Genomic DNA, 20,578 nt, shown 5'->3' on the forward strand with positions numbered 1-20,578 from the left:
TACGCTTTAAGCGTTTATTTTGGTTACAATAGCCATAACAAGTACACAATAATTTTAATGAGTTTTTTAATGCAATTTCCTGATGACGAAAATGGCCAACTTTTAGCTGAAATAGCCGCCGCTGGTATTGATTTAAGTAAAATGCACCAAGTCGATTTTTATATTTTATTTGAGCAACAAAGCGATGCAGAAAAGTTTGCCAAAGAAGTAGTAGCCGATACATTAGTACAGCATGCTGAACTCGAAAAATGCCAAGACACTGGCGTATGGGAAGTAATTACTCAAGTACAAATGGTTCCTGAGCACACTCTATTAGGCCAAGCTGAGCAATACATTGAAAGCATAGCTAATAACTTTAACGGTTACGGCGATGGTTGGGGATTAATGGACGCAGAAGAAGCTTAATCTGCATTCCCATACTAAATTATAAATCAGTTAAACCTAAGGGTTTAACTGATTAGCTTTTCTAAAACTGCCTTTATAATCAAACAGCTTATCTGCTACCTTCCAACCATATTTTTTACTTTTACGCGCAATTACAAAGTCGGGCGCAATTAAATCTAACTGTGCGTTAATTACCTGCTCTGCCGTTTTAAATTTTACGGGTGCTTGACCTTGGCCTACCCGCTTACCAAATTGCCGATTAAAAATATACGCCGCCCCTTTATTTGCAATATCGTAAACTTCGTCGCAACTTGCACCGTCCTCGTCAAAATACGTTACTTTAATCATCTCATTTTTAAGCTGCGTTACACTTAAACCACTACAGCGAAGTACGAGTGCATCTTTTAAGTTTAAAGCATTGCGTAATTTATCATCAGGGTCGGCCATTACCGCACCGCAATCATGGCATTTACGTGCGGCTATATCGTTTTGCGCACCACATTCATCACACTCTTTAAAGCGAAAACGATAATCACACTGCTCTTTATTACCTTCATCATCTTCTAGCAAGCCCTTACAGCGCCTACCAAAGTGTTCAATAACCTTTCCTGTAGAGTCAGTTTTACCCCAATAAATATTAGCAAAGCCACAGCCAGGACAAAGCACTTGTACCGGCTCGTTATCGCTATCGCCTTTTTTATCGCCAACCTCAGGGTGAAACAAATCAAAACCATTTCCGGCATAATCGATCACCAAACAATCTGTTTTTGACTCGGCTAATCTAAGTCCTCTGCCGACAATTTGCTGGTATAAACTCACCGACTCAGTAGGGCGTAAAATAGCAATAAAATCAACATGAGGTGCATCAAAGCCGGTGGTGAGTACCGATATATTAACCAGGTATTTTAATTGCTTGGCTTTAAATTGCTTAATTATTTTATCGCGTTCGCTATTAGGTGTGTCACCTGTAATTAAGGCGCTTTGCTGATGAGGTAAATAGCTTAAAATTTCTTGTGCGTGCATAACCGTAGCGGCAAAAATCATAATACCTTGGCGGTTTTCACTATATTGCATTACTTGTTGTAAAATGGATTGCGTTGCCCGTGCGCTGTTTTTTAATAGCGCATTCATATCCTCATTAGTATAACGGCCAAACGCATCACTGGTTAACGCCGAAAAGTCGTAATGACTAATCGCCGCATCCACTTCATTGGGTGGCGTTAAATAGTTATGTTTGATCATATAGCGCAGCGGTAATTCAAAAATACAGCTTTTAAATGGGCTGTCTTTATTGCCCCGCACAAAACCATGATAGTGATGATGATAAATCCACCCCATACCTAATCGATAAGGCGTTGCCGTTAACCCTAATACTTTTAATTGTGGGTTATGCGCTTGCAAGGCATTAATAACTTTACCGTATTGGCTTTTTTTATCGCCATTAACTCTATGGCACTCATCAATAATTAACAGTGAATAATGCTCATTAAGCTGATCTAAATTACGCGATAGCGACTGCACACTAGCAAAAGTAACCTGGTGGTTTAACGATTTTTCTTTTAATCCTGCCGAAAATATACTCGCCTCAAGCCCAAAGCTTTTATACTTTTGTGAGTTTTGCTCTACTAATTCTTTAACATGCGCCAGTACTAATATTTTTTGTTTAGCTATACGCGCCAGCTCAGCAATTACCAAGCTTTTACCCGCACCAGTAGGTAATACTATCACTGCGGGATCATTGGTTTTTCTAAAGTGTAAAACGGTACGTTCTACGGCTTCTTGCTGGTAAGGTCTTAGGGTGTAGGTCATGAGATAACAATTAAATTTTAATGAGGGATTTTAGCAAATAACTTAACTTTAAAGGTAATTATTAATTATGCGGTTTTTAAATCGCATAATTAAAACTCATTTTAATGGGGAATACTACGATAAAACATTTATATCTATTAATAACACCCCTAAGTTAATTACTCAGGGGTAGACTTTTATTTACCTATGTTTTTACCAAAAAATGTTAGCATTTTTTCCCATCGCTCTACATTATGCTCTGGTTTATAAAAACCATGCCCTTCACCTTTTTTGTACATCCACTCTACAGAGTGATTGCGTTTTTTAAGCGCATCTCTTAGCCTAAATGCATGCTCTTCAGGTACCCTTACATCTTGGCCACCCTGAATAATGAATACAGGTGCTTTGAGTTTATCTACATTATGCACTGGCGATTGTGCTTCTCTTTCTGCTTTTGTCTTCGGAAGTACGTTTTCTAAGTAATTTAAACCTGAAGATGATTCTGAGATATCGCCTTCTTCGAACATTAGCTGTAAATCGTAAACGCCTACAAAGCCTACAACACACTTATAAAGCTCAGGTTCTCGTATAGCACTTTGAACCGCAGCATAACCACCATAAGATGCACCATAAGAACAAATTCGACCTTCATCAACGACCCCCTGTTTAATTAGGTAACGTACACCATCGGTCATATCATCAATCATGCTTGTCCCCCAGCTTTGGTAACCCATTTGCAGAAATTTTTTACCATAGCCACCTGAACCACGAAAGTTCGGTTGAAAAACAGCGTATCCATGTGATGCAAGTACTTTTACATCACTACTTAATGTTGATAATGAATCTCTAATACCATGTGGGCCACCATGAGGATGCATTATTAGAGGTAAATTCTTATCTGCATTCACAGGGAGCGTTAGCAGCCCGCGAACCTCTAACCCATCACGTGTTTTATAAGAAATTAGCGTTGTTTGAGGGATCTCCTCCTGACTTAACCAAGGTTTAGCTTTAACTATCGCGCTAAGACTTCGTTTCTTAGTATCAAATAAGTAAAATTGCTTTGGGTTATTAGTGGAGCTAACTGTTAACACCAGCTTCGTATTATCTAAAGTTGAGGAGGTAACCTCTATAGTTTGGTTTTTAAATGAATTTGATAAGCTCGATAATAAACTCGCAAAGCCAGTATCTGTTATATCTTCAAAAAAAACATTTTCAATTGAATCTAATTCATAACTTGCTCCAATTACTTCACTGACTTTGCCGTTATTTATACTAACAACTGGCATTAGATCTGTATTTGGATGAGTCACTTTCACAGTTTGTTTGTTTGTTTTCAGATCAAATGAAGAAATAGATAACGTATCAGTTGTATTATCACTAATACCAATCACAGTTGAATTATCAGCTAAAAATGTAAGTGGGGTGAAAGATCCTGAATCACTGTCAAATCGGAGTACTTCATGCCACTCATCATCTTTATTATCTCTTGTGACTACAATACTTTGATTATTTTTATCTGGGGCAATACCTGTTGCCAGCCTCGCAATACCATTATGATCCAATAAAACGCTCGTATTTGTTCCTTTGTAAACACGTAAAGGAAGCTTCCCCATACTTTGTTTACGCCCTGAACTTGCTTTTACTCGCTGTAACTCTAAATAGGGTTCTTCAGAAAATGGGGAAAAAGAAGAGATTATAAGTTCATCGTCGATCTCTGGTAATAAGTCTATTATTCTTGCAACTCGAATTCTTGAGTCACCTGAGCGAGGTCCTGCTATTATAGTTTTACTTTTACCATTTACGTTTATAGATAAAAGATCACCTGTTGCCATTGGCGCATCATAAGCACCGTATTCTTGAGCTAGTGAAATAATTACTCGTTCATTATCGGCCCAACCAAAGTCTGCAACAGCTTCACTCTCTTTTCCTTCAGTAATAGAAACAATCTCATGATTACTAACATTAAGTATAGTTAGCCTAATAGCGCCTGTTTCCGTTCTTGTTGTAGCAGCAAGATGTTTACCGTCAGGTGAGATTTTCATATTTATAAACTGTGCGTGTTTTGCGTAATTTTGCAAGTTAGCACTATCGACATTGGCCTCAGCCCCTACTGACGCAGCAATTAAAAGCATACCTACAGTAAATTTAGCTATATTCCTCATTAGTATTTCCTTATCAATAAAAAAGCCCTCCTACGAGGGCTTAATAAATAGACTTTAATCTAAATGCTAATTAAAAATTATAAGTAACATTCGCAAAGAATCTACGGCCTAAATTATCATATTGTGAATAAAGCGCACTATTACCAACAGCTCTAACATAACTAGGTGACACTTGCGGCGGCTCTTCATCAAAAACGTTCGCAATACCCATTGTTACATCAAATTGGTCAAGCTTTAAATTACCTGAAAGTGAATGGTAAAATACTTTAGGTGTTTCAGCTACAAAAGTAATCTCTTCACCACGGTAAGTTGATTCATTTGAATCATCGTAATATTCATAATCATTCGTTTCATCAACATACCGTGTAGTCCATGTTAAGCTCCAGTCATCCTTTTTAAATGTTGCTGAAATATTACCAACATGTTTAGGATCACCAATCTCACCAATGTATTGGCTTGGCTCACTGTCAGCAAAAAGCTGGTAAGTGCGCTCTAACTGAACAGTATGCTCAATGTTGAAGTATACCGAACCAAAATCAAAATCATCACGGTAAGTGAAGTTTAAATCAACGCCACGAGTGCTCTGATTCGCAACGTTAGTGTAACCACCGTAAATAGTATCAATACCGTAGTTGCCGTCTGTTCCATCATTTCGCGTGAACTGAGTACAAATAGGATCATTCGGGAAGTTTTCAGAGTTATAACAAGTGCTAGTTATATCACTGCCACCTAAATTAGCTACTTGGTTGCTAATATCAACTTTGTAGTAATCAGCTGAGAATGCGTAAGTATTTTCTGGACTTGTCCACACAAAACCAAAACCTTCCGAAATCGAAGTTTCAGCTGTTAAACGCCCTGCACCACCACTTGTTACACTCGTAGCTGAACTTGCAGTAGAGCCATCATAATCAGTAGGTACACCAGAAGCTAAACAGTTGTTATAGGTACGTTCTGAAACAGTACCATCTGCATATCCTGAGCCGTAATCAAAACATGGATCAACTGAGTTCTGACCAAGAAAACCCGTTTGTCCTGCTAAGTATAGCTCATACAATGCTGGAGAGCGGAACGATGAACCACGAGAACCTCTTAGTGTGAAACCATCAACAACTTCCCATACTAAACCTACTTTAAACGTGTTATCGCTACCGTAAGTAGATACATCAGTCCAACGCCCTGATGTTGTTAACTCCATGCGCTCAGCCCATGGTTCACCCTGAAAAAGTGGCACTCGAATTTCACCAAATACGGCACGAGTATTTTGTGTTCCTGCTGTACGACTCGCACTGCTTAAACCCCAAGAATTACCAGTAGAAGAAGCGACTCCTGGCGTATCATCTAGCTCATCTTTTTGATAAGACATACCAAATGCACTGCCAACTGCACCTGCAGGTAATTCAAATAAATCACCCGTAATATATGCTTCTAGCGTTTGTTGCTTGTAAATGGTTTCACCTGTTTCTTCACCAAATAAGAAGTTACGAACTTCATCTGAAGGATTACCATATAAAAATTGTGGATCTGTCCAAGGTACATCAACACATGCTTTTCCTGAATTAGCAGTAACCTCACCAGAACATGATGTCCCATTTCCTAAATGCTGTTGGGCCATTACCATTGAATCGCGGTAAATTACTTTATTTTGGTATTCACCTTTACTATGGCTGTTTTGATAAGAAACGTCCCAATCCCAAAAACCTAAAGAACCCTCCAAACCAAGAACAAAACGTCTGTAGTCGATCGTCGTTTCGCTACCATAATGATCCGTCAATGCAACTGGCATAATTCGAACATCACCACCAAAACCTTCATATAAATCAGCATCAGGTCGAGCTATATCACCAACCCAAAATTGACGGTATGCTTGTGTTTCAGTTTTACGAGAACTATATAAGGCTTCTGCATAACCACTTATACTATCCGTAAAGCTATAGTCACCTTGTAAAAACAATGAATAAGTAGCTGTTTTAGGTATCATTGATTCGTTGTCAGAAAATGGATGCTCTAGATTTCTCCAACCATCAGACTCTTTATCAAACCCTACATTATACCAACCATCTGGAGTCGTAAAATCGCCTGGACCACTAGCAGCATCATTAAAGCTACTGTAACCATTGTTACCAAAAAAACCATCATAATCGTAAGAGCCATAGCCAGAGTCAAAGTTTGATGCGCCATCATTGCTCAACCACAAACCATAGCCTGATTCATTACAGTGATAATTACCTGTTCGTGGATCGATCGGATCAGCTCGCTCACCATCTTTGTTATAATATCTACGGGCGCTACAATCGAAAAACTCACGATCGCCACGTTGTAACTCATGCTGCACTTTATAATCACCAACTACTCGAATTGAGCCTTTTTTAAACTCTTCACCGATTGAGAAGTTGATACGTTGCTGCTCACCGCCTGACTCAAATGGCTGCGAAAGGTCAACTGAAATAGACTTATCATCACCTTTTTTAGTAATAATATTAATTACACCTGCAACCGCATCAGAGCCATAAAGAGAAGATGCACCATCTTTTAAAACTTCAATACGTTCAATAGCAGATATTGGTAATGCATTCATATCAAATGATGATACTTGTCCGCGCGTACCTGCAGGACCAGCACGACGACCATTCAACAGTACTAATGTACGATTAGCTCCAAGGCCACGCATTGAAATAGTTTCTGTGCCAGCGCCACCTGAAGTAACATAGCCAACTGATAATGCAGAGGTAACTTGACTAGAACCAGCAGCAATTGTGCTGGTACGCAGTAACTCTCCTAATGACGTAATACCTTGATTAGCTGCATTTTCTACAGAAATGATAGTAATAGGCGTATCACTAGCAAAACTATCTGTGCGGATACGAGAGCCTAAAACCTGAATTTTTTCTACTTCTTCTACAACTTCACCTTCTTCTGCCGCAAATGAACTAGCTGAAAATAAAGCTGTTGATGCTGCACCAAAAGCAATCGCTAAGCGAACTGCTTTTGAAACTTTAGTATTTAACATTTTATTGTCCCTATAGTTTTATTTTATTTTATTTTTATCATTGTCTTATGAAAAGTAAAGCTACGGTATCTGCATAGCATCTATTTTCAAATTAAAGAGTATTACTAAGGACACCATCAGGTCAACACCTAGTTAACATAAAACAACCCTTGTTTACATACATTTACAAAGCACATGTATTCATATAAACACAATGAATAATATCTGATAAACAATTTACCGCACTTATTGTGGGTACTATTGTTTATCTATAATTGAGTTTTTAGGGATATATGAATCAACTGATAAAAATCAGCTTTTCATATTTGGCGGGACATAGAGCAAAAATAAAGGTATAGAAGTAAAGGTAATATTACTTATAATTAATCTCTGTATTATGTTTGGTTTAGTAATTATTAAGCTAGCTTTACATTAAAATTGAAAAACAGCCCATACTAAAGCAGTAACATATTACTAACTAAATAGAACAATTGAGTTTAACTGTACAAAAGCGTAATAGTAGCTGCTACATATCTACAAAGTCACTTAGCGGATTAATAACTTTAAAGCTTATATAAAATAAGCAGAGGGGCAGAGGTTTATATGCCTCAAGTCAGAAAGATAACTATTTAAACAGACCGCTACAGTATTAATAGCCTGTTGCGTTATTAATGAAGGGACAATTGGTTGTAATAAGCAGATAGTAATTTACAACTCTTTTTTACTTAATTTAAACAGCAACGAAGAACTACATAGCTGTTTATTATTGTACTAATTTACACTTTTAAATTAGTACAATACATTCAATGTTAAATTTACTTTCGTGCTTTTATAACCCAGCAAAAAATACCTGCGTCTATTTTCATAACATCGAACTCGTAGCTAGACCAATTATCTTGCAGAAGGGTTTTTATATACTCAACATCTGAGTTTGACCACGATGCGGCTTGTTGATCTTGTAAGCGAAGCTGAAAAGAATATAAATTGTCACGGAGTTCTTCTACTCTTTTACTGTCTGTTTTCGGCCAATCAATGATCGCTGGAAGTAGCTCTTTTACTAACAAATTAAACCAGTCTAACTCATCTTCACTGTTGCATTTACTCTGCTGATATTTTACTTGCTGTAACAGGTCTACATTTTTTTGCTTAAATTGAACTTGTTGCTCAGCAGTCGGATCTACCTTATTTGTAATAGACTGACAAAAATCAGCGAAGTCTTGAAGTTGCAATAACAAACCATTGTCTTTACTTAAATCTTTGAGTACTTTTAACCCAATTTTACAATCTGTAGAAATAAATGAGTCTTGATGATGTACTAACGCAATAAATTCACCATTAGGTTTTAATGCCTTATTTACCGCTAAAAGAGCGGCGGCGGGCTCTGCATACTCAAAACCAAATTGGCTTATAACACTATCAAATTGAACGTTCTCAAACGCTAAGGTTTCAGAGGGCATATTGCCATAAAAATGTATTTTTTCGAGGTGTTTGTAATTAGAATCTGAGGGGGCATGTTGAGATAATGGTGCTATGTTTGCCGCGTCTGATGCATAAACATCAAAACTTGCATTAAATTGCTGTGCTAAAACAGCCAGTCCACCATTCCCGGTAGCTAGGTCTAAAATTGTAGTTGATTCAGGTAGTGATTTAAAAATAGTTTGCCAAAAACTGGCGACAATGCCTTTATAACCTTGGCTGTGCTCCCCTTCTGCAAAACTATTAAGTGATTTGGTCCTTGACCAGTATGAATTCCAATGTTGCATTTTTTACCCATAAAAAAAGGTGGGTTTTAAACCCACCTTTTTATTTAACTTATTTTATAAATTAAAACGATTGTGAGAAACGTAAGTATGTAACACGACCGTAAGCATCATAAAGGTCGAAGTTATAGCTACGACCGCCAAAGCTGCTTAACTGTGGCTCTTTTTCAAAGGCATTTTGCATACCAACAGAAACCTTAGTGCCTGTAGGGAAGCTATACGTTGCTTGTAAATCATGTGTTATCCACGTTGCAATATTACCTGTACGTTCCACATTACCGCCAGCTACTTGCCTTACATCTTCATACTGAGAACCAATCATGTTGATATTCCAAGTAAAGTCAAAGTCTTGTATTGCATAGCTATTTGACAATGAAGCACGTTGCTGTGGCTCACCTGTGTCTTTAAGTGTATTACGACCACCATCAATTTTACTTTCAAACTGATGACTAAATTGTAATGTTTGTTTTAACGTACCTGCTGCATCAAAGTCAAATGTTGTGTTTAAATTTACATCTAAACCACTAACTTCCCATTTACCTTCGTTAGCATAACCCTGAGTGATAAGGTCAATACCACCGTTGCTTAAACGTGTAACACCTAAACCTGCAGGAATTGGGTCACCTGTTTGTTCACGAGTTAGGATTGTATCTGAACCAAAGAAACGGATCATGTTAGAGATTTCAATCTCATAATAATCAGCAGAAAAGTTTAACCAATCTGTTGGTTGGTAAGCTAAGCCTAATGAAATCTGCTCTGATGATTCAGAACCCATTTCTGCGTTTGCTAAAGTAATCGCGCTTACTTGTACGTCACAACCTGCTGCCAAACCTAAATTTAAACAAGATGGATCATCTGATACACTTGGGTTATCTGGAGCTGGCTTAGCTGTAAGGATATCCAATGTAGGTGCGCGGAAACCTTCACCATATGATGCACGTAATACAAGTTCATCATTCACATCGTATTTTACTGAAACTTTAGGTGAAAAATCTGAACCATAATCAGAATAATCATCGTAACGACCTGCTAATGTAAACTCTAGGCCTTCCATAACTGGGAATAATGCTTCAAAGTAAGCACTTGTTAAATTACGACCACCACCAGCACTATTACCTGCAGAACCACCTACTTGACCAGCTTCTGATAATGAATCGTACGTATCAGAATAATCTTCTTTACGGTACTCAAGACCAACAACAGCTTGTAGAGTTCCGCCATTCATTTCCATTACGTCAAATGCAGCAGAACCAAACACTTCTTCTTGTTGGAAAGTACCAATTCGCGATGTAGTTACATTCAAGCCGTTTAGTACTTTAGCGTAATTATTACGTTCTTCATCTGTAGTAAAACGTGTGCCAAATGGGTCATTTAGCATGTAATCACCGTTATCAACAGCTGTTCTTGCATTTGAACCCATTAAATAACCACGACCAATTTCATAGGTTTTTGTTTGGTTTTTACGCGCACCAAAATCAACAAAAACATTACCGATTTGCCCTTCAACACTAATCATAAAGTCTGTAGACCAGTTATCAACTTGACTATCACGATTACCTAATGCAGCAAAACGATGACGATATCCAACTTCACGTGCACCTAGACCATCTGAAGGAGCATCATAAAATGGGCTAGCTGGGTTAGTTGGGTTATTTGGGCTATCAGCTGACATGAAAGCACCAACACCTGCGTCATTCAATGTTGGCGCGTAACGACCAAAAGACTTAGTTTTTGATACTAGAGTATGAGACAAGATTCTCCAGTCATCATTAATATCATAATTAGCTTTTAAGAACGCTGATGTGTTTGATGTAGAAGCTTCGTTAGCATTTGTCGCGTTAAAGTTATATGCACAGAAATCATCACCTAGTGAAAAGAAGTTATCGATTCCATCACAAGCGCTAGCTGATAAAATTGAACTTAAGCCACCAGCACTTGGCTCGCCATCAGCACCAATACCATCGTAGCCACTTGGTCTTACCCAGTTTGCGCCAAAGCTTGAAGCACCAGGTTGTACCCATTCGTAAGCATTTTCATAAATAATGTCACGGCTGTTCCAAGAAACACCACCAATTACAGAAGACTTATCGCTTGAAGCACCAAATACTACAGAGCCTTCTTCACGGTCACCACCGTCTTTCGGTAAGCTTACTTCTGAAGCACCGATACGCATTTCAATACCGTTAAAATCTTTTCTGGTAATAATGTTAACTACACCAGCGATAGCGTCAGAACCATATACTGCAGAAGCACCATCAGATAAAATTTCAATGCGCTCAACCGCCGCCATTGGAATTGAGTTCAAATCTTGTGAGTTACCAGTTGAAGGTGACTTAGGTAAGCGACGACCATCAACTAAAATTAGTGAGCGTGAAGCACCTAAACCACGTAAGTTAATTTGCGAAACACCTTGCGCAGAACTACCAGACTGTGGACGAAATGAACCCGCCGAGTTAAAGCTTGTATTACGTAATAAGTCTGAAACAGAAGTTTGTCCTGAAAAGTCAATCGCAGCACGATCGATAACAGTTACAGGTACAGAACCTTCTAGGTCAGTTCTTTTAATACGTGAACCAGTAACAGCGATACGCTCTACTTTTTCTACGCCTTCTTCAGCAGCAATTGAGCTTGCTGAAAATACAGCTGTTGAAGCTGCACCAAAAGCGATTGCTAAGCGAACAGCTTTTGAAACTTGATTATTTAACATTTGATTCTCCCAAGAATACTATTTTATTTTTTATATTTAATCATCTGATTACGAATAAACAATGATTATGCAACCAATGATAATACTATGAGAACAGAAAGGTCAACATAAAATTAACTTTAAGTGACCTGTCATTATCATATATCACACTAAATCACCGCTATTAGTACTGGTCGTTTACAAAAAGTCTTTTGGTAAGTGCGATACAAATTAAAAAATAAAAATAACCCATTGTTTTTAAATTAGTTTACTTCAGTGTTATTTTCGACTGTAGTTTAATTAAAATCATACTTGTTAACTTTCGGCATGTGAATTTTTGTAAACAGTTTATTTAATCAGTTTCACACTTTGATTTTTTACTGATTATTAAGCTTAAAACAAGGTACTTTGGGTTGAGTTTGGCTGTACGCCAAGTGCGCTTAGAATCATATCGGCAACTGGTTCTAGCTGCCGCTGTATATAAAGAGGGTAATTGAGGGTGTTGTTTGCATTGTAAATTTCAGCGCCATTAATAGCATAAACATATTCTATTATTTGGCCGCGCTTTACATCAAAGTCGGGGTTATTCGCTTTATATTTTTTTACTGCTCGCACATGCGGGGGAATATTTTTTACATAGTCACTTAAATTTTGGCCTAAACGTTTACGGTATATAAGTTTTTTATCAAACTCCCCTGCGTATAGTTTTTTAGTGTAGCTTTTTATAATGTTGTTTAATTGCTCTATTTTAAATTGTTGATCAAATAATGTTTTAAAAAGTTCGGTTTGAAACTCTTGTGCAAACTGGGTCCAATCGCTGCGCACGGTTTCCATTCCTTTAAAAATGAGCTGCTTGGCGTTGTTTTTATCAATTTGGCCAACGTAACGTTTTTTTGAGCCTATTTTTTTTCCTCTTATGGTTGGCATAAAAAATGGGCTGTAATGGGTTTCAAACTCTATTTCTAAATAACTGGTCAACGAAAAGCGAGTTTTAACGCTATCAGACCAGCGTTTGTTAATAATTTGCATCACATCATTGCCTATTTCATTACACTGTGTGGCATTTAAGCGCTCATTTACTTTTACAAATATTGAATCTGTGTCGCCATAAATAACCTCATAACCTAGCTCTTCAATCCATTTTCGGGTGGTTTGCATGATTTCGTGCCCCCTTAGTGTAATTGAACTTGAGAGCCTGGGATCGTAAAATCGGCAACCTTTAGAGCCTAATACACCATACAAGCTGTTCATTATTATTTTTATTGCCTGAGAAAGCATTGGCTGGTTGGTGTCTTTAGCTTTTTGGCGAGTACGGGTTAAGTGCTTAATTAATTTGGGTAAATGATGCAGGTCGCGTGAAAAAAGTGCATCGTTAAACCCTGCTACCGCACTTTCGGGAGAGTTTAGCCCTTCTATAAGGCCTAATGGATCAATACAAAAAGTGCGCATAATTGACGGATACAAGCTTTTAAAGTCGAGCACTAATACATTTTCATATAAACCAGGAGTCGACTCCATTACATAACCGCCAGGGCTTTCAAACGATAAGCCATGATCGCCTAAATTAGGTGCAACATAGCCACTGCGATGTAATAAGGGTAAATATAGGTTGGTAAATGCAGCTACCGAGCCGCCCATACGCTCTAGTTCAAGCCCCGTAAGTTGCGTTCTTACTATGGCAAATTCAAATAGCTTTAACTTAACAAAAATTCTATTTACTAATATACAATCTTGGCGGTTATAAGCGGCAAGTGCGAGCTTGTCGTGATTAAATTGACGAATAATTTCGCTAAGGCGATTATCAGCTTGAATTAACTTAGACTCGCCCAGCACTTTATAAGAAATATTAGCTAACGAATAACTGTCAAAATGATAAGTGGCATTTTTTAGTGTATCTATACCATCTATTACGCTGCGCCCAGGTAAAGTAAGCCGGGTGTAATGACCCGTTCTAATTGTTAAAGGTTGTTGATCTCTACCTAAATTAAGCACCAGTCCTAATGCTTCTGCGCGCGCGTTAAGTACGCTAAAATCAAATTCAATTACATTCCAACCTACTATCACATCCGGATCGTTACTAGTAATGTAGCACTGCAGTTTTTGCAGTAAGTTTATTTCATCAACGCACCAGTCAATACTAAATGCGTTACTGTGAGGCTGTGGCTCACCAATCATTAATACGCAATCTAGGCCATTACCAACTAATCCAACCGAGAACAACACGCCTTCTGCGTTACATTCTATATCTAATGAAAGCGACGCGAGCTGTGGCGTATAGTTTGGATTAGCTTTTAGTTTTGCTTGAGTAATTTCGATAAAGCCATTTTTTTGTAGCGCCTCTCCAGTTACCCACACTCCTCCTTTAATAAAGCGCTCCATTAAAAATCGGTCGCTGTGGCGAATATCCCCTTCGTATATATTTATTTGCTCCTCAAGCTGGGCTCTTGCTTTATAAAGGCTACTACTGTCGTTAAAATAGCAGGCTGTGCAGTCAACACCACTAAAGTGGCGCATATTAACCGCTTTAAAACTTACCTTTATTTTGGCTTTGGCTAATAACGTTTGTGCAAGAGGAAGTTGTTGTTGCGCAATAAAAAATACGGCTTGCTGGTTTTCAACAACCACCTTTATAGGCCCAGACTCAGAGCTTAACCAATAACACAAAGTAAGGCCCTGCCTGTTTTTAGACGAGTATTGTTGCCTTGATAAAATAAAGCCCTGATAGATTGCTTGTGTCAATGTCCGATCCCACTTAATATATACACTGTAATTATATACATACTTTAGGTAATCATCACATGCTATCGAGCTCATTAAAAAAAACTATTAGGCAAGTACATCAGCATGTGGCTAATAACCTAAGTGATTACCGCCCGCGTAGCAGCCAAAATTACTTAGTTGCCGAAATAGCAAAAACGCTTGCGGGTGAATATCACAAAAAACAACGTATTTGCGTTATAGAAGCAGGTACAGGCACTGGCAAGTCTCTGGCATATTGTTTAGGCGCTTTGCCACTTGCGCTAGCACAAAAAAAGAAATTAGTTATTTCAACCGCCACAGTTGCGCTGCAAGAGCAGTTAATAGCCAAAGAGTTACCTTTTTTTAAAAAGCACTCAGGGCTTAGTTTTAAGTTTGATTTAGTAAAAGGTCGCCAGCGATATATTTGCGCTCATAAACTACACAATGCGGTTAACGGCGATAGCCAAACACAAATGGAATTTATGCCTACGCTTAGCTCCCCTTTAAGCGTAATGGAAACCAAATGTTTAAATGAGCTTTACACCGCTTATACGACTAAAAAATGGCAAGGCGACAGAGACAGCTGGGCCGACACAGTTCCTGATAAAGTATGGGGATTAATAGCCTGCGATAAACATTCGTGCCAGCGCCAAATGAAAGCGCATCAAACCTGCCCGTTTCAGCTTGCGCGTCAGCAATTAATGCAAATGGATGTACTGGTGATCAACCACTCTTTATTACTTGCAGATTTAGACTTAGGCGGTGGTAAAATTTTACCCGAACCCGACAACACTATTTATGTAATTGATGAAGCACACCACTTAGCACATATTACTCGCGACTTTTCATCAGCGGCGGCGACAATAAAAGGCACCATAGAGTGGCTCGATAAGCTCACTAAATTTAGCGGCAAAATGGCTAAAGTAATAGTGGGTCAAAAGGCGATAGGACAAAACTTTAAGCTTTGCGATAGCATTAACGACGCCAACAAAGATTTAAAAGTAGTACGCGACATTCTCGATAATGCTGACTTTGAATATTCAAAAGATGATACTTACAGGTTCGAAAATGGCGAAATTCCACAGTCACTACACAGTAAAGCCAAAGATATAAGCGAAGCCACGCAAGATGCACTGCGCTGCTTAAGTAAAATGCATGACACGCTAACCCAAGATGTAAGCGACGGCGATATAAAACCCTACGTAGCCGACCCTATTTTAGGCGAGAGCGGGCAATACATAAATCGTTTAGAGCAATTAAATAAGCTGTGGTTTAGCTATGCAAATAAAGGTGAAGGTACACCGCATGCTAGATGGATAAAGCGCCTTGAGTATAAAAACCACCATGACCATTTATTAAGCGACTGCCCTATTGAAGTAGGTTACTACTTAAAAGACAAGCTATGGAGCGAGTGCGCGGGCGCAGTTTTATGCTCGGCTACATTAAGTGCTTTAGGCTCGTTTGATCATTTTGCTTACGAAACAGGCCTGGCCAAAGAGGAAGGCGTTAAATTTATTAAAGTGCCCTCGCCTTTTGACTACCCAAATCAAGCTACTTTGCGTATTCCGGTTTCTAAAATTGAACCAACCGATAAAGCATTTAGCGATCACTTAGCCAATACTCTACCTGAGTATTTAGACACCAAAAAAGCCAACCTAGTATTGTTTGCTTCTTATTGGCAAATGGACCATGTATCAAAGTTTCTTAGAACAAAAGGTTTTAACTTATTAGTACAAGGCGAAATGTCGCGTGAGGCAATGCTTAAATTACATACTAAAAATATTGATGAAGGCAAAGGTAGTATTTTATTTGGCACCCAAAGCCTATCAGAAGGCCTTGATTTACCAGGTAAATACCTAGAAAATCTAATAATTACAAAAATTCCTTTTGCCGTACCCACCTCACCAATTGAAGAAGCGCAAGCCGAGTTTGTACAAAGTAAAGGCGGCAATCCTTTTTTATCAATAACCGTTCCCGATGCGGCAAAGAAATTGGTACAAAGCTGTGGTAGACTGCTGCGTAAAGAAAGCGATGCTGGCTGTATTACTATTCTCGATAGACGCTTGATCACTAAGCGATACGGCAAAGCAATACTCGACTCCTTACCTCCTTTTAAAAGACAGATAGATTATTAATAATGTTTGAACTTGCACTCGATCCAACAACCTGGGCTATTTTATGTGCCGTTGCACTTGCCGCAGGTTTTATTGACGCCATCGCCGGTGGTGGTGGTATGTTAACGGTTCCTGCTTTATTAACAGCAGGCTTACCACCGCATTTAACGCTTGGCACAAATAAATTAGCCGCAAGCTTTGGCTCTTTAACTGCAAGTTATACTTATTATAAAAAAGACTTATTTAACCCTAAGTTTTGGCTAGCCTCTATTTTTGCCACCGCCATTGGCGCATTAATAGGCACTTTAATAGTTGATCATTTAAGTATCGACTTCTTAAATAAATTATTACCTATAATTATAATTGTTGTAGCCTGTTATAGCTTGTTTGGTAGTTTAAGTACCACAGAGGGAAGTGAGCTACCTAAGCTTACCCAAACAATGAAAATAAAGCAGTGGCTACAAGGCTTAAGCTTAGGTTTTTTTGATGGCTTAGCAGGACCAGGTACAGGCACCTTTTGGACCGCCTCAAACGGCATGCTATATAAAATGAACCTACTGCTAAATTGTGGTTTATCGCGCTCAATGAACTTTGTGTCTAACTTTATTTCACTTATTACTTTTGTAGCATTAGGCCATGTTAACTTTTTACTGGGTATTACTATGGGCTTTTTTATCATGCTAGGCGCATGGTTTGGCGCGCATTCAGCAATACGCTTTGGCAGCAAGTTTATTCGCCCAGTATTTAATACTATGGTTATATTATTAGCACTAAAACTTATTTACGAGGCTTACTTTTAATATGCACTCACCCGCTTTTGATAAACTACGCCAACAAGTTGCAACCTTAAAGCAGCAAGCCGAGCAATTTGATAAAGCAAAACTGTTTTCTAAAAACCGTTATATGCAAGCGCAACCAAGCTTATTTGACCGTGCTGTTTTTAGTACTAAAAGTATGAACCTAGCCGACTATGTAGCCGAAATAGAAGACGAAGTATCGTCTTTACCACCAAGTGAGCATCGCCATGCATACACCTACGCACTTGAGCGTATAGCAACACAAGTACAAGCTGTTTTTAATGTTATTAAATCAACCCCTATTTGGATAAAAGAAAATAAAAGTCACTATAAACCACGCCCCAAACAAGCCGTTTATAAACAAGCCGTGCAACAAGTAATACAATCTTCTCATGAGCTTTATGACGAACTTAAACAAAATCACGAGTTTGAACGCCGATTATTGTTAATGATTGAAGAGCGCAAAATGCAAATGGATAAAGCAACCCCGGCTAAAGCACAAAAGCTAAATATGGAAATATTAACAACGCATGCACGCTTAGGGCGCTGTAGAAAAGCGATTTCAGCCACCGAAGAAAAAATACAACGTGTAGAAAAACAACAACTTCGCTAAACACTTTAAGTATGTTTCACAATGCCAATCAAGCCGTTAACTAATTAACCGTTAATAAATAGCTGTAAAGCTATCCCCTCGATTTATACTGTTCCTTGGTATAAACTCAATTAAATGGATTAAAAACGAGCGAGTGGAATATGCAATTACACGAAGATATACATAACTTTTATGAAAAATTTGTTTTAGAAGAAATAATTAATCGCAAACTTAATGAACAGTATACTGATGATGTAATGGCCGATTTTTGCTGTACTGTTTTAAATCAACTGCCTGCGCGCTATATTCGCTCCGACGTAGATATGGCCTATTATTTATCACAAACAGAGCGTATGCATATGCAACAGCGGGTGCAAACAGCCATTGATGTAGCAATTAGCCAAATTGCAAAAAAGAAACCCCAGCATGAGCAATAATCTACAACAAGCACCAACCCATATAAAACTCGCAGTCGATTTAATTATGCTACTAGAGCAACACGACGTTGCTCCTGATGAAGTACTTAAAGCACTCGAAATAGTAAAAATCGACTTCGAAAAAAAGCAGAATAACAGCAACGCATCTTAGTTACCTGCTTATCGTTTTAATAGTTAACTTGAACTATGGTTAAGAGGTTTTCAGTGAAAACAAGAAGAATTCACGCGTCAATAGCTGGCCTATTGCAAGTAAATTCAACGCAGTTAGCGCTGAAAATAGCTGCTTGAGTTAGATTTATTATCCAAAGATCAGGCTAGTTAAGCTTTAGTTTCAATAGGGTAATAACCCAGTTGTGTTGCGTTACTTTTTCGCTTTAGCACTTAAATTATCAATCACATCCTGAGCACTATAGCTGTTATCGTTTGGTTTTATCCCTTTACCCATTTTGATATCAAGCAGCGTATGTACTTCTTTGCGACTATCGTGATTACTAATTTGCACACCCATTTCGTTCACTGGGCGGGTGCGTGTTTCACAGGTAAGCAAACCACAGCTGCGTTCAACCTGCTGGCCACGTGTTGCACTTACTGATGACGTCGGTGCGTGTGATTTAGATTCAACAAAGGTTTCTTTGTTAGTAACCACAAACCAATCATAACCTTGAGCTTGAGTTAGTTCAGCCGCTCTTAACAGTGCATAATCGCCAGCGTCAGCGACGCTGTTTGATACGCTTTTAAATTCAACACGATAGCGGTCATCACTAATTTTTTGCTCGCTATAACCGGTTGAGCCTTTGTTAGCTGGGCGGTAATCGGGTTTTGATGCGCACCCTACCAAGATTAAAATGCCCATTATTAATAATATTGTTTTCATAAAATACCTCATTAGTTATTTTTAATTTTCCATTGCTGAGCAATGGCTTGTTGTTCCTGGTTTGTGTTTAATGGCGCGCCGCTGATCATTTGATCAATTACTTGCTCAAGCGGTTTATTATTAGAAGCCGTTTGATATTGCGAACCATTGTCACTTTTCCCTTGTTGAAACTGCGCTTTTACTTGCCAGCCATCCGCTGTTTTACACGCAATAGCAACATTGCTTTTAGCCGCTGCAGCCACTTCATACTGCCGACAAAGCTCACCTTGTAGATTCGCAAAACTTAAACTTGCTTTAAATGTTGTCCCATCGGCTTGGGTAACTTCATCAGTGCTCAACTGCGTATCTAACGCGGTTGCTATATGTTGTGCCACTAAGCTGGAATTACTTTGCGTTTGAAAATAACTAGTAGTGCCCACACCAAACACAACTGCAATACTGGCGGCAATGGCGAGGTTTTTATTCGCTGCTTGCTTAACCCTTTGCCATGCTGATAACTGCACTAGGTTATTGCTTTGTAGTTTAGCCACGGTTTTAGCCAGCGCCTCACTCAGTGGTTGCTGATCAATTAAACTCGCGTGCTGTTTAAGCAAAGCGTCCACTTCGCTTAATTCCGCTAATCGCATTACTAATTCGTCATCGGTTTCTAACGCTAAGCGTACTTGCTCCATCTCGTTTTCGGGTAACTCAGAATCTAAAAAGGCGCTAAGTGTTTCATCGGTAATTTTCATGCTTGCTCCTCATTAAAGTCTGGTTTTATTAAACTATACAGTGCACTTCGAGCGCGCGACAGTTTACTCATCACACTGCCTATGGGTATATCTAGTACTTGTGCGACCTCTTTATATGCCATGCCTTGCACCGCTACTAAAGACACAATTGCGCGCTGTTCATCGGGGAGAACACCTAGTGCGCTGTTCACTTTTTCAAGCAATTGCTTTTGCTCTAAGGCACTGTGTTCATCTGTGCTTACAGGCTCTTGTAAATGCTCATTCTGTACTGCTTCTTGGCGTACTTTGCGAGAGCGATACTCATCTATCCATACATTACGGCAAACTTTAAACGCCCACTTTGCGGGTTCAACGTCCTCGGGAATGCCTTTAACTAATAATTTTTCAATTGTTATTTGCACTACATCGTCTGCATCTGCTTTACTACCCGTTAGCGAGTAGGCAAAACGTCTTAACATGGGTAATAGTGTTTGTAGGTTTTTTTGCATTTTTTACTCCTCTATAGAGAGAAGACGATTCAAATAAAAA

At 38.7% G+C, this 20,578-nt stretch carries 15 protein-coding genes; 6 read left to right on the forward strand and 9 right to left on the reverse strand.

Going from position 1 to position 20,578, the window contains the following annotated elements; all coding sequences use genetic code 11:
* The first annotated feature begins 69 nt into the window (after window positions 1–69).
* Complete coding sequence (locus I6F41_RS09900; protein ID WP_011328642.1) at window positions 70–405, forward strand: ribonuclease E inhibitor RraB; 336 nt, start codon at window positions 70–72, stop codon at window positions 403–405.
* A 36-nt stretch (window positions 406–441) separates the two neighbouring features.
* On the opposite strand, the gene I6F41_RS09905 is transcribed toward I6F41_RS09900, so the two are convergent.
* From I6F41_RS09905 to I6F41_RS09930, 6 genes are all read right to left on the reverse strand, one after another.
* Window positions 442–2,193 (reverse strand): DEAD/DEAH box helicase, encoded by a 1,752-nt coding sequence (locus tag I6F41_RS09905; RefSeq protein WP_197108291.1) that lies wholly within the window; start codon window positions 2,191–2,193, stop codon window positions 442–444.
* Between the two features lie 176 nt (window positions 2,194–2,369).
* Window positions 2,370–4,334, reverse strand: a complete 1,965-nt coding sequence (locus tag I6F41_RS09910; protein ID WP_197108292.1) for a S9 family peptidase — start codon at window positions 4,332–4,334, stop codon at window positions 2,370–2,372.
* 70 nt (window positions 4,335–4,404) lie between these two features.
* Entirely contained in the window at window positions 4,405–7,341 is a 2,937-nt protein-coding gene (locus tag I6F41_RS09915; protein WP_011328645.1) for a TonB-dependent receptor domain-containing protein, read from the reverse strand.
* Between the two features lie 794 nt (window positions 7,342–8,135).
* Window positions 8,136–9,083: a class I SAM-dependent methyltransferase gene (locus I6F41_RS09920; RefSeq protein ID WP_197108293.1), complete on the reverse strand. Its 948-nt coding sequence runs from the start codon at window positions 9,081–9,083 to the stop codon at window positions 8,136–8,138.
* Between the two features lie 61 nt (window positions 9,084–9,144).
* Window positions 9,145–11,787, reverse strand: a complete 2,643-nt coding sequence (locus tag I6F41_RS09925; RefSeq protein ID WP_182684233.1) for a TonB-dependent receptor plug domain-containing protein — start codon at window positions 11,785–11,787, stop codon at window positions 9,145–9,147.
* A gap of 372 nt (window positions 11,788–12,159) precedes the next feature.
* Window positions 12,160–14,505 (reverse strand): DNA polymerase II, encoded by a 2,346-nt coding sequence (locus I6F41_RS09930; protein ID WP_197108294.1) that lies wholly within the window; start codon window positions 14,503–14,505, stop codon window positions 12,160–12,162.
* A gap of 59 nt (window positions 14,506–14,564) precedes the next feature.
* Here I6F41_RS09930 and dinG point away from each other — a divergent pair, with 59 nt between their 5' ends.
* The 5 genes from dinG to I6F41_RS09955 all read left to right on the forward strand — a co-directional run bounded on the left by dinG (window position 14,565) and on the right by I6F41_RS09955 (window position 18,596).
* Complete coding sequence (gene dinG / locus I6F41_RS09935) at window positions 14,565–16,640, forward strand: ATP-dependent DNA helicase DinG (RefSeq protein ID WP_192531563.1); 2,076 nt, start codon at window positions 14,565–14,567, stop codon at window positions 16,638–16,640.
* A 2-nt stretch (window positions 16,641–16,642) separates the two neighbouring features.
* Window positions 16,643–17,419: a TSUP family transporter gene (locus tag I6F41_RS09940; RefSeq protein ID WP_011328650.1), complete on the forward strand. Its 777-nt coding sequence runs from the start codon at window positions 16,643–16,645 to the stop codon at window positions 17,417–17,419.
* Between the two features lies 1 nt (window position 17,420).
* Complete coding sequence (locus tag I6F41_RS09945) at window positions 17,421–18,029, forward strand: primosomal replication protein (protein ID WP_192531564.1); 609 nt, start codon at window positions 17,421–17,423, stop codon at window positions 18,027–18,029.
* Window positions 18,030–18,169: 140 nt separating this feature from the next.
* The gene (locus I6F41_RS09950) at window positions 18,170–18,445 is read left to right on the forward strand and encodes a late competence development ComFB family protein (RefSeq protein ID WP_089368542.1); all 276 of its coding nucleotides are present in this window, start codon (window positions 18,170–18,172) and stop codon (window positions 18,443–18,445) included.
* Entirely contained in the window at window positions 18,435–18,596 is a 162-nt protein-coding gene (locus tag I6F41_RS09955) for a YbaM family protein (RefSeq protein ID WP_083497521.1), read from the forward strand. The genes I6F41_RS09950 and I6F41_RS09955 overlap by 11 nt, the downstream gene beginning before the upstream one ends.
* A 210-nt stretch (window positions 18,597–18,806) precedes the next feature.
* Here the strand turns inward: I6F41_RS09955 and I6F41_RS09960 are convergent, their stop codons facing one another.
* From I6F41_RS09960 to I6F41_RS09970, 3 genes are read right to left on the reverse strand one after another with little or no spacing between them, the layout of a single operon-like run.
* Window positions 18,807–19,319, reverse strand: a complete 513-nt coding sequence (locus tag I6F41_RS09960) for a CC0125/CC1285 family lipoprotein (RefSeq protein WP_197108296.1) — start codon at window positions 19,317–19,319, stop codon at window positions 18,807–18,809.
* An 11-nt stretch (window positions 19,320–19,330) separates the two neighbouring features.
* Window positions 19,331–20,050 carry an anti-sigma factor family protein gene (locus I6F41_RS09965; RefSeq protein WP_058373748.1) on the reverse strand — a complete coding sequence of 240 codons (720 nt, stop codon included), beginning with the start codon at window positions 20,048–20,050 and terminating at the stop codon, window positions 19,331–19,333.
* A complete protein-coding gene (locus I6F41_RS09970) occupies window positions 20,047–20,538 on the reverse strand; it encodes an RNA polymerase sigma factor (RefSeq protein WP_197108297.1) in 492 nt (163 codons plus the stop codon). Before I6F41_RS09970 ends, I6F41_RS09965 begins: the two co-directional genes overlap by 4 nt.
* Window positions 20,539–20,578: the final 40 nt, after the last annotated feature.

Origin of the sequence: Pseudoalteromonas sp. SCQQ13 (genome assembly GCF_015864415.1) — a bacterium.
In the GTDB taxonomy this organism is placed as follows: domain Bacteria; phylum Pseudomonadota; class Gammaproteobacteria; order Enterobacterales; family Alteromonadaceae; genus Pseudoalteromonas; species Pseudoalteromonas nigrifaciens.

Excerpts from the sequence above, each read along its gene's own strand:
- I6F41_RS09900 (WP_011328642.1), top strand. The coding sequence starts at position 70 with ATGCAATTTCCTGATGACGAAAATGGCCAACTTTTAGCTGAAATAGCC.
- I6F41_RS09905 (WP_197108291.1), bottom strand. The coding sequence starts at position 2,193 with ATGACCTACACCCTAAGACCTTACCAGCAAGAAGCCGTAGAACGTACC.
- I6F41_RS09910 (WP_197108292.1), bottom strand. The coding sequence starts at position 4,334 with ATGAGGAATATAGCTAAATTTACTGTAGGTATGCTTTTAATTGCTGCG.
- I6F41_RS09915 (WP_011328645.1), bottom strand. The coding sequence starts at position 7,341 with ATGTTAAATACTAAAGTTTCAAAAGCAGTTCGCTTAGCGATTGCTTTT.
- I6F41_RS09920 (WP_197108293.1), bottom strand. The coding sequence starts at position 9,083 with ATGCAACATTGGAATTCATACTGGTCAAGGACCAAATCACTTAATAGT.
- I6F41_RS09925 (WP_182684233.1), bottom strand. The coding sequence starts at position 11,787 with ATGTTAAATAATCAAGTTTCAAAAGCTGTTCGCTTAGCAATCGCTTTT.
- dinG (WP_192531563.1), top strand. The coding sequence starts at position 14,565 with ATGCTATCGAGCTCATTAAAAAAAACTATTAGGCAAGTACATCAGCAT.
- I6F41_RS09940 (WP_011328650.1), top strand. The coding sequence starts at position 16,643 with ATGTTTGAACTTGCACTCGATCCAACAACCTGGGCTATTTTATGTGCC.
- I6F41_RS09945 (WP_192531564.1), top strand. The coding sequence starts at position 17,421 with ATGCACTCACCCGCTTTTGATAAACTACGCCAACAAGTTGCAACCTTA.
- I6F41_RS09950 (WP_089368542.1), top strand. The coding sequence starts at position 18,170 with ATGCAATTACACGAAGATATACATAACTTTTATGAAAAATTTGTTTTA.
- I6F41_RS09955 (WP_083497521.1), top strand. The coding sequence starts at position 18,435 with ATGAGCAATAATCTACAACAAGCACCAACCCATATAAAACTCGCAGTC.
- I6F41_RS09960 (WP_197108296.1), bottom strand. The coding sequence starts at position 19,319 with ATGAAAACAATATTATTAATAATGGGCATTTTAATCTTGGTAGGGTGC.
- I6F41_RS09965 (WP_058373748.1), bottom strand. The coding sequence starts at position 20,050 with ATGAAAATTACCGATGAAACACTTAGCGCCTTTTTAGATTCTGAGTTA.
- I6F41_RS09970 (WP_197108297.1), bottom strand. The coding sequence starts at position 20,538 with ATGCAAAAAAACCTACAAACACTATTACCCATGTTAAGACGTTTTGCC.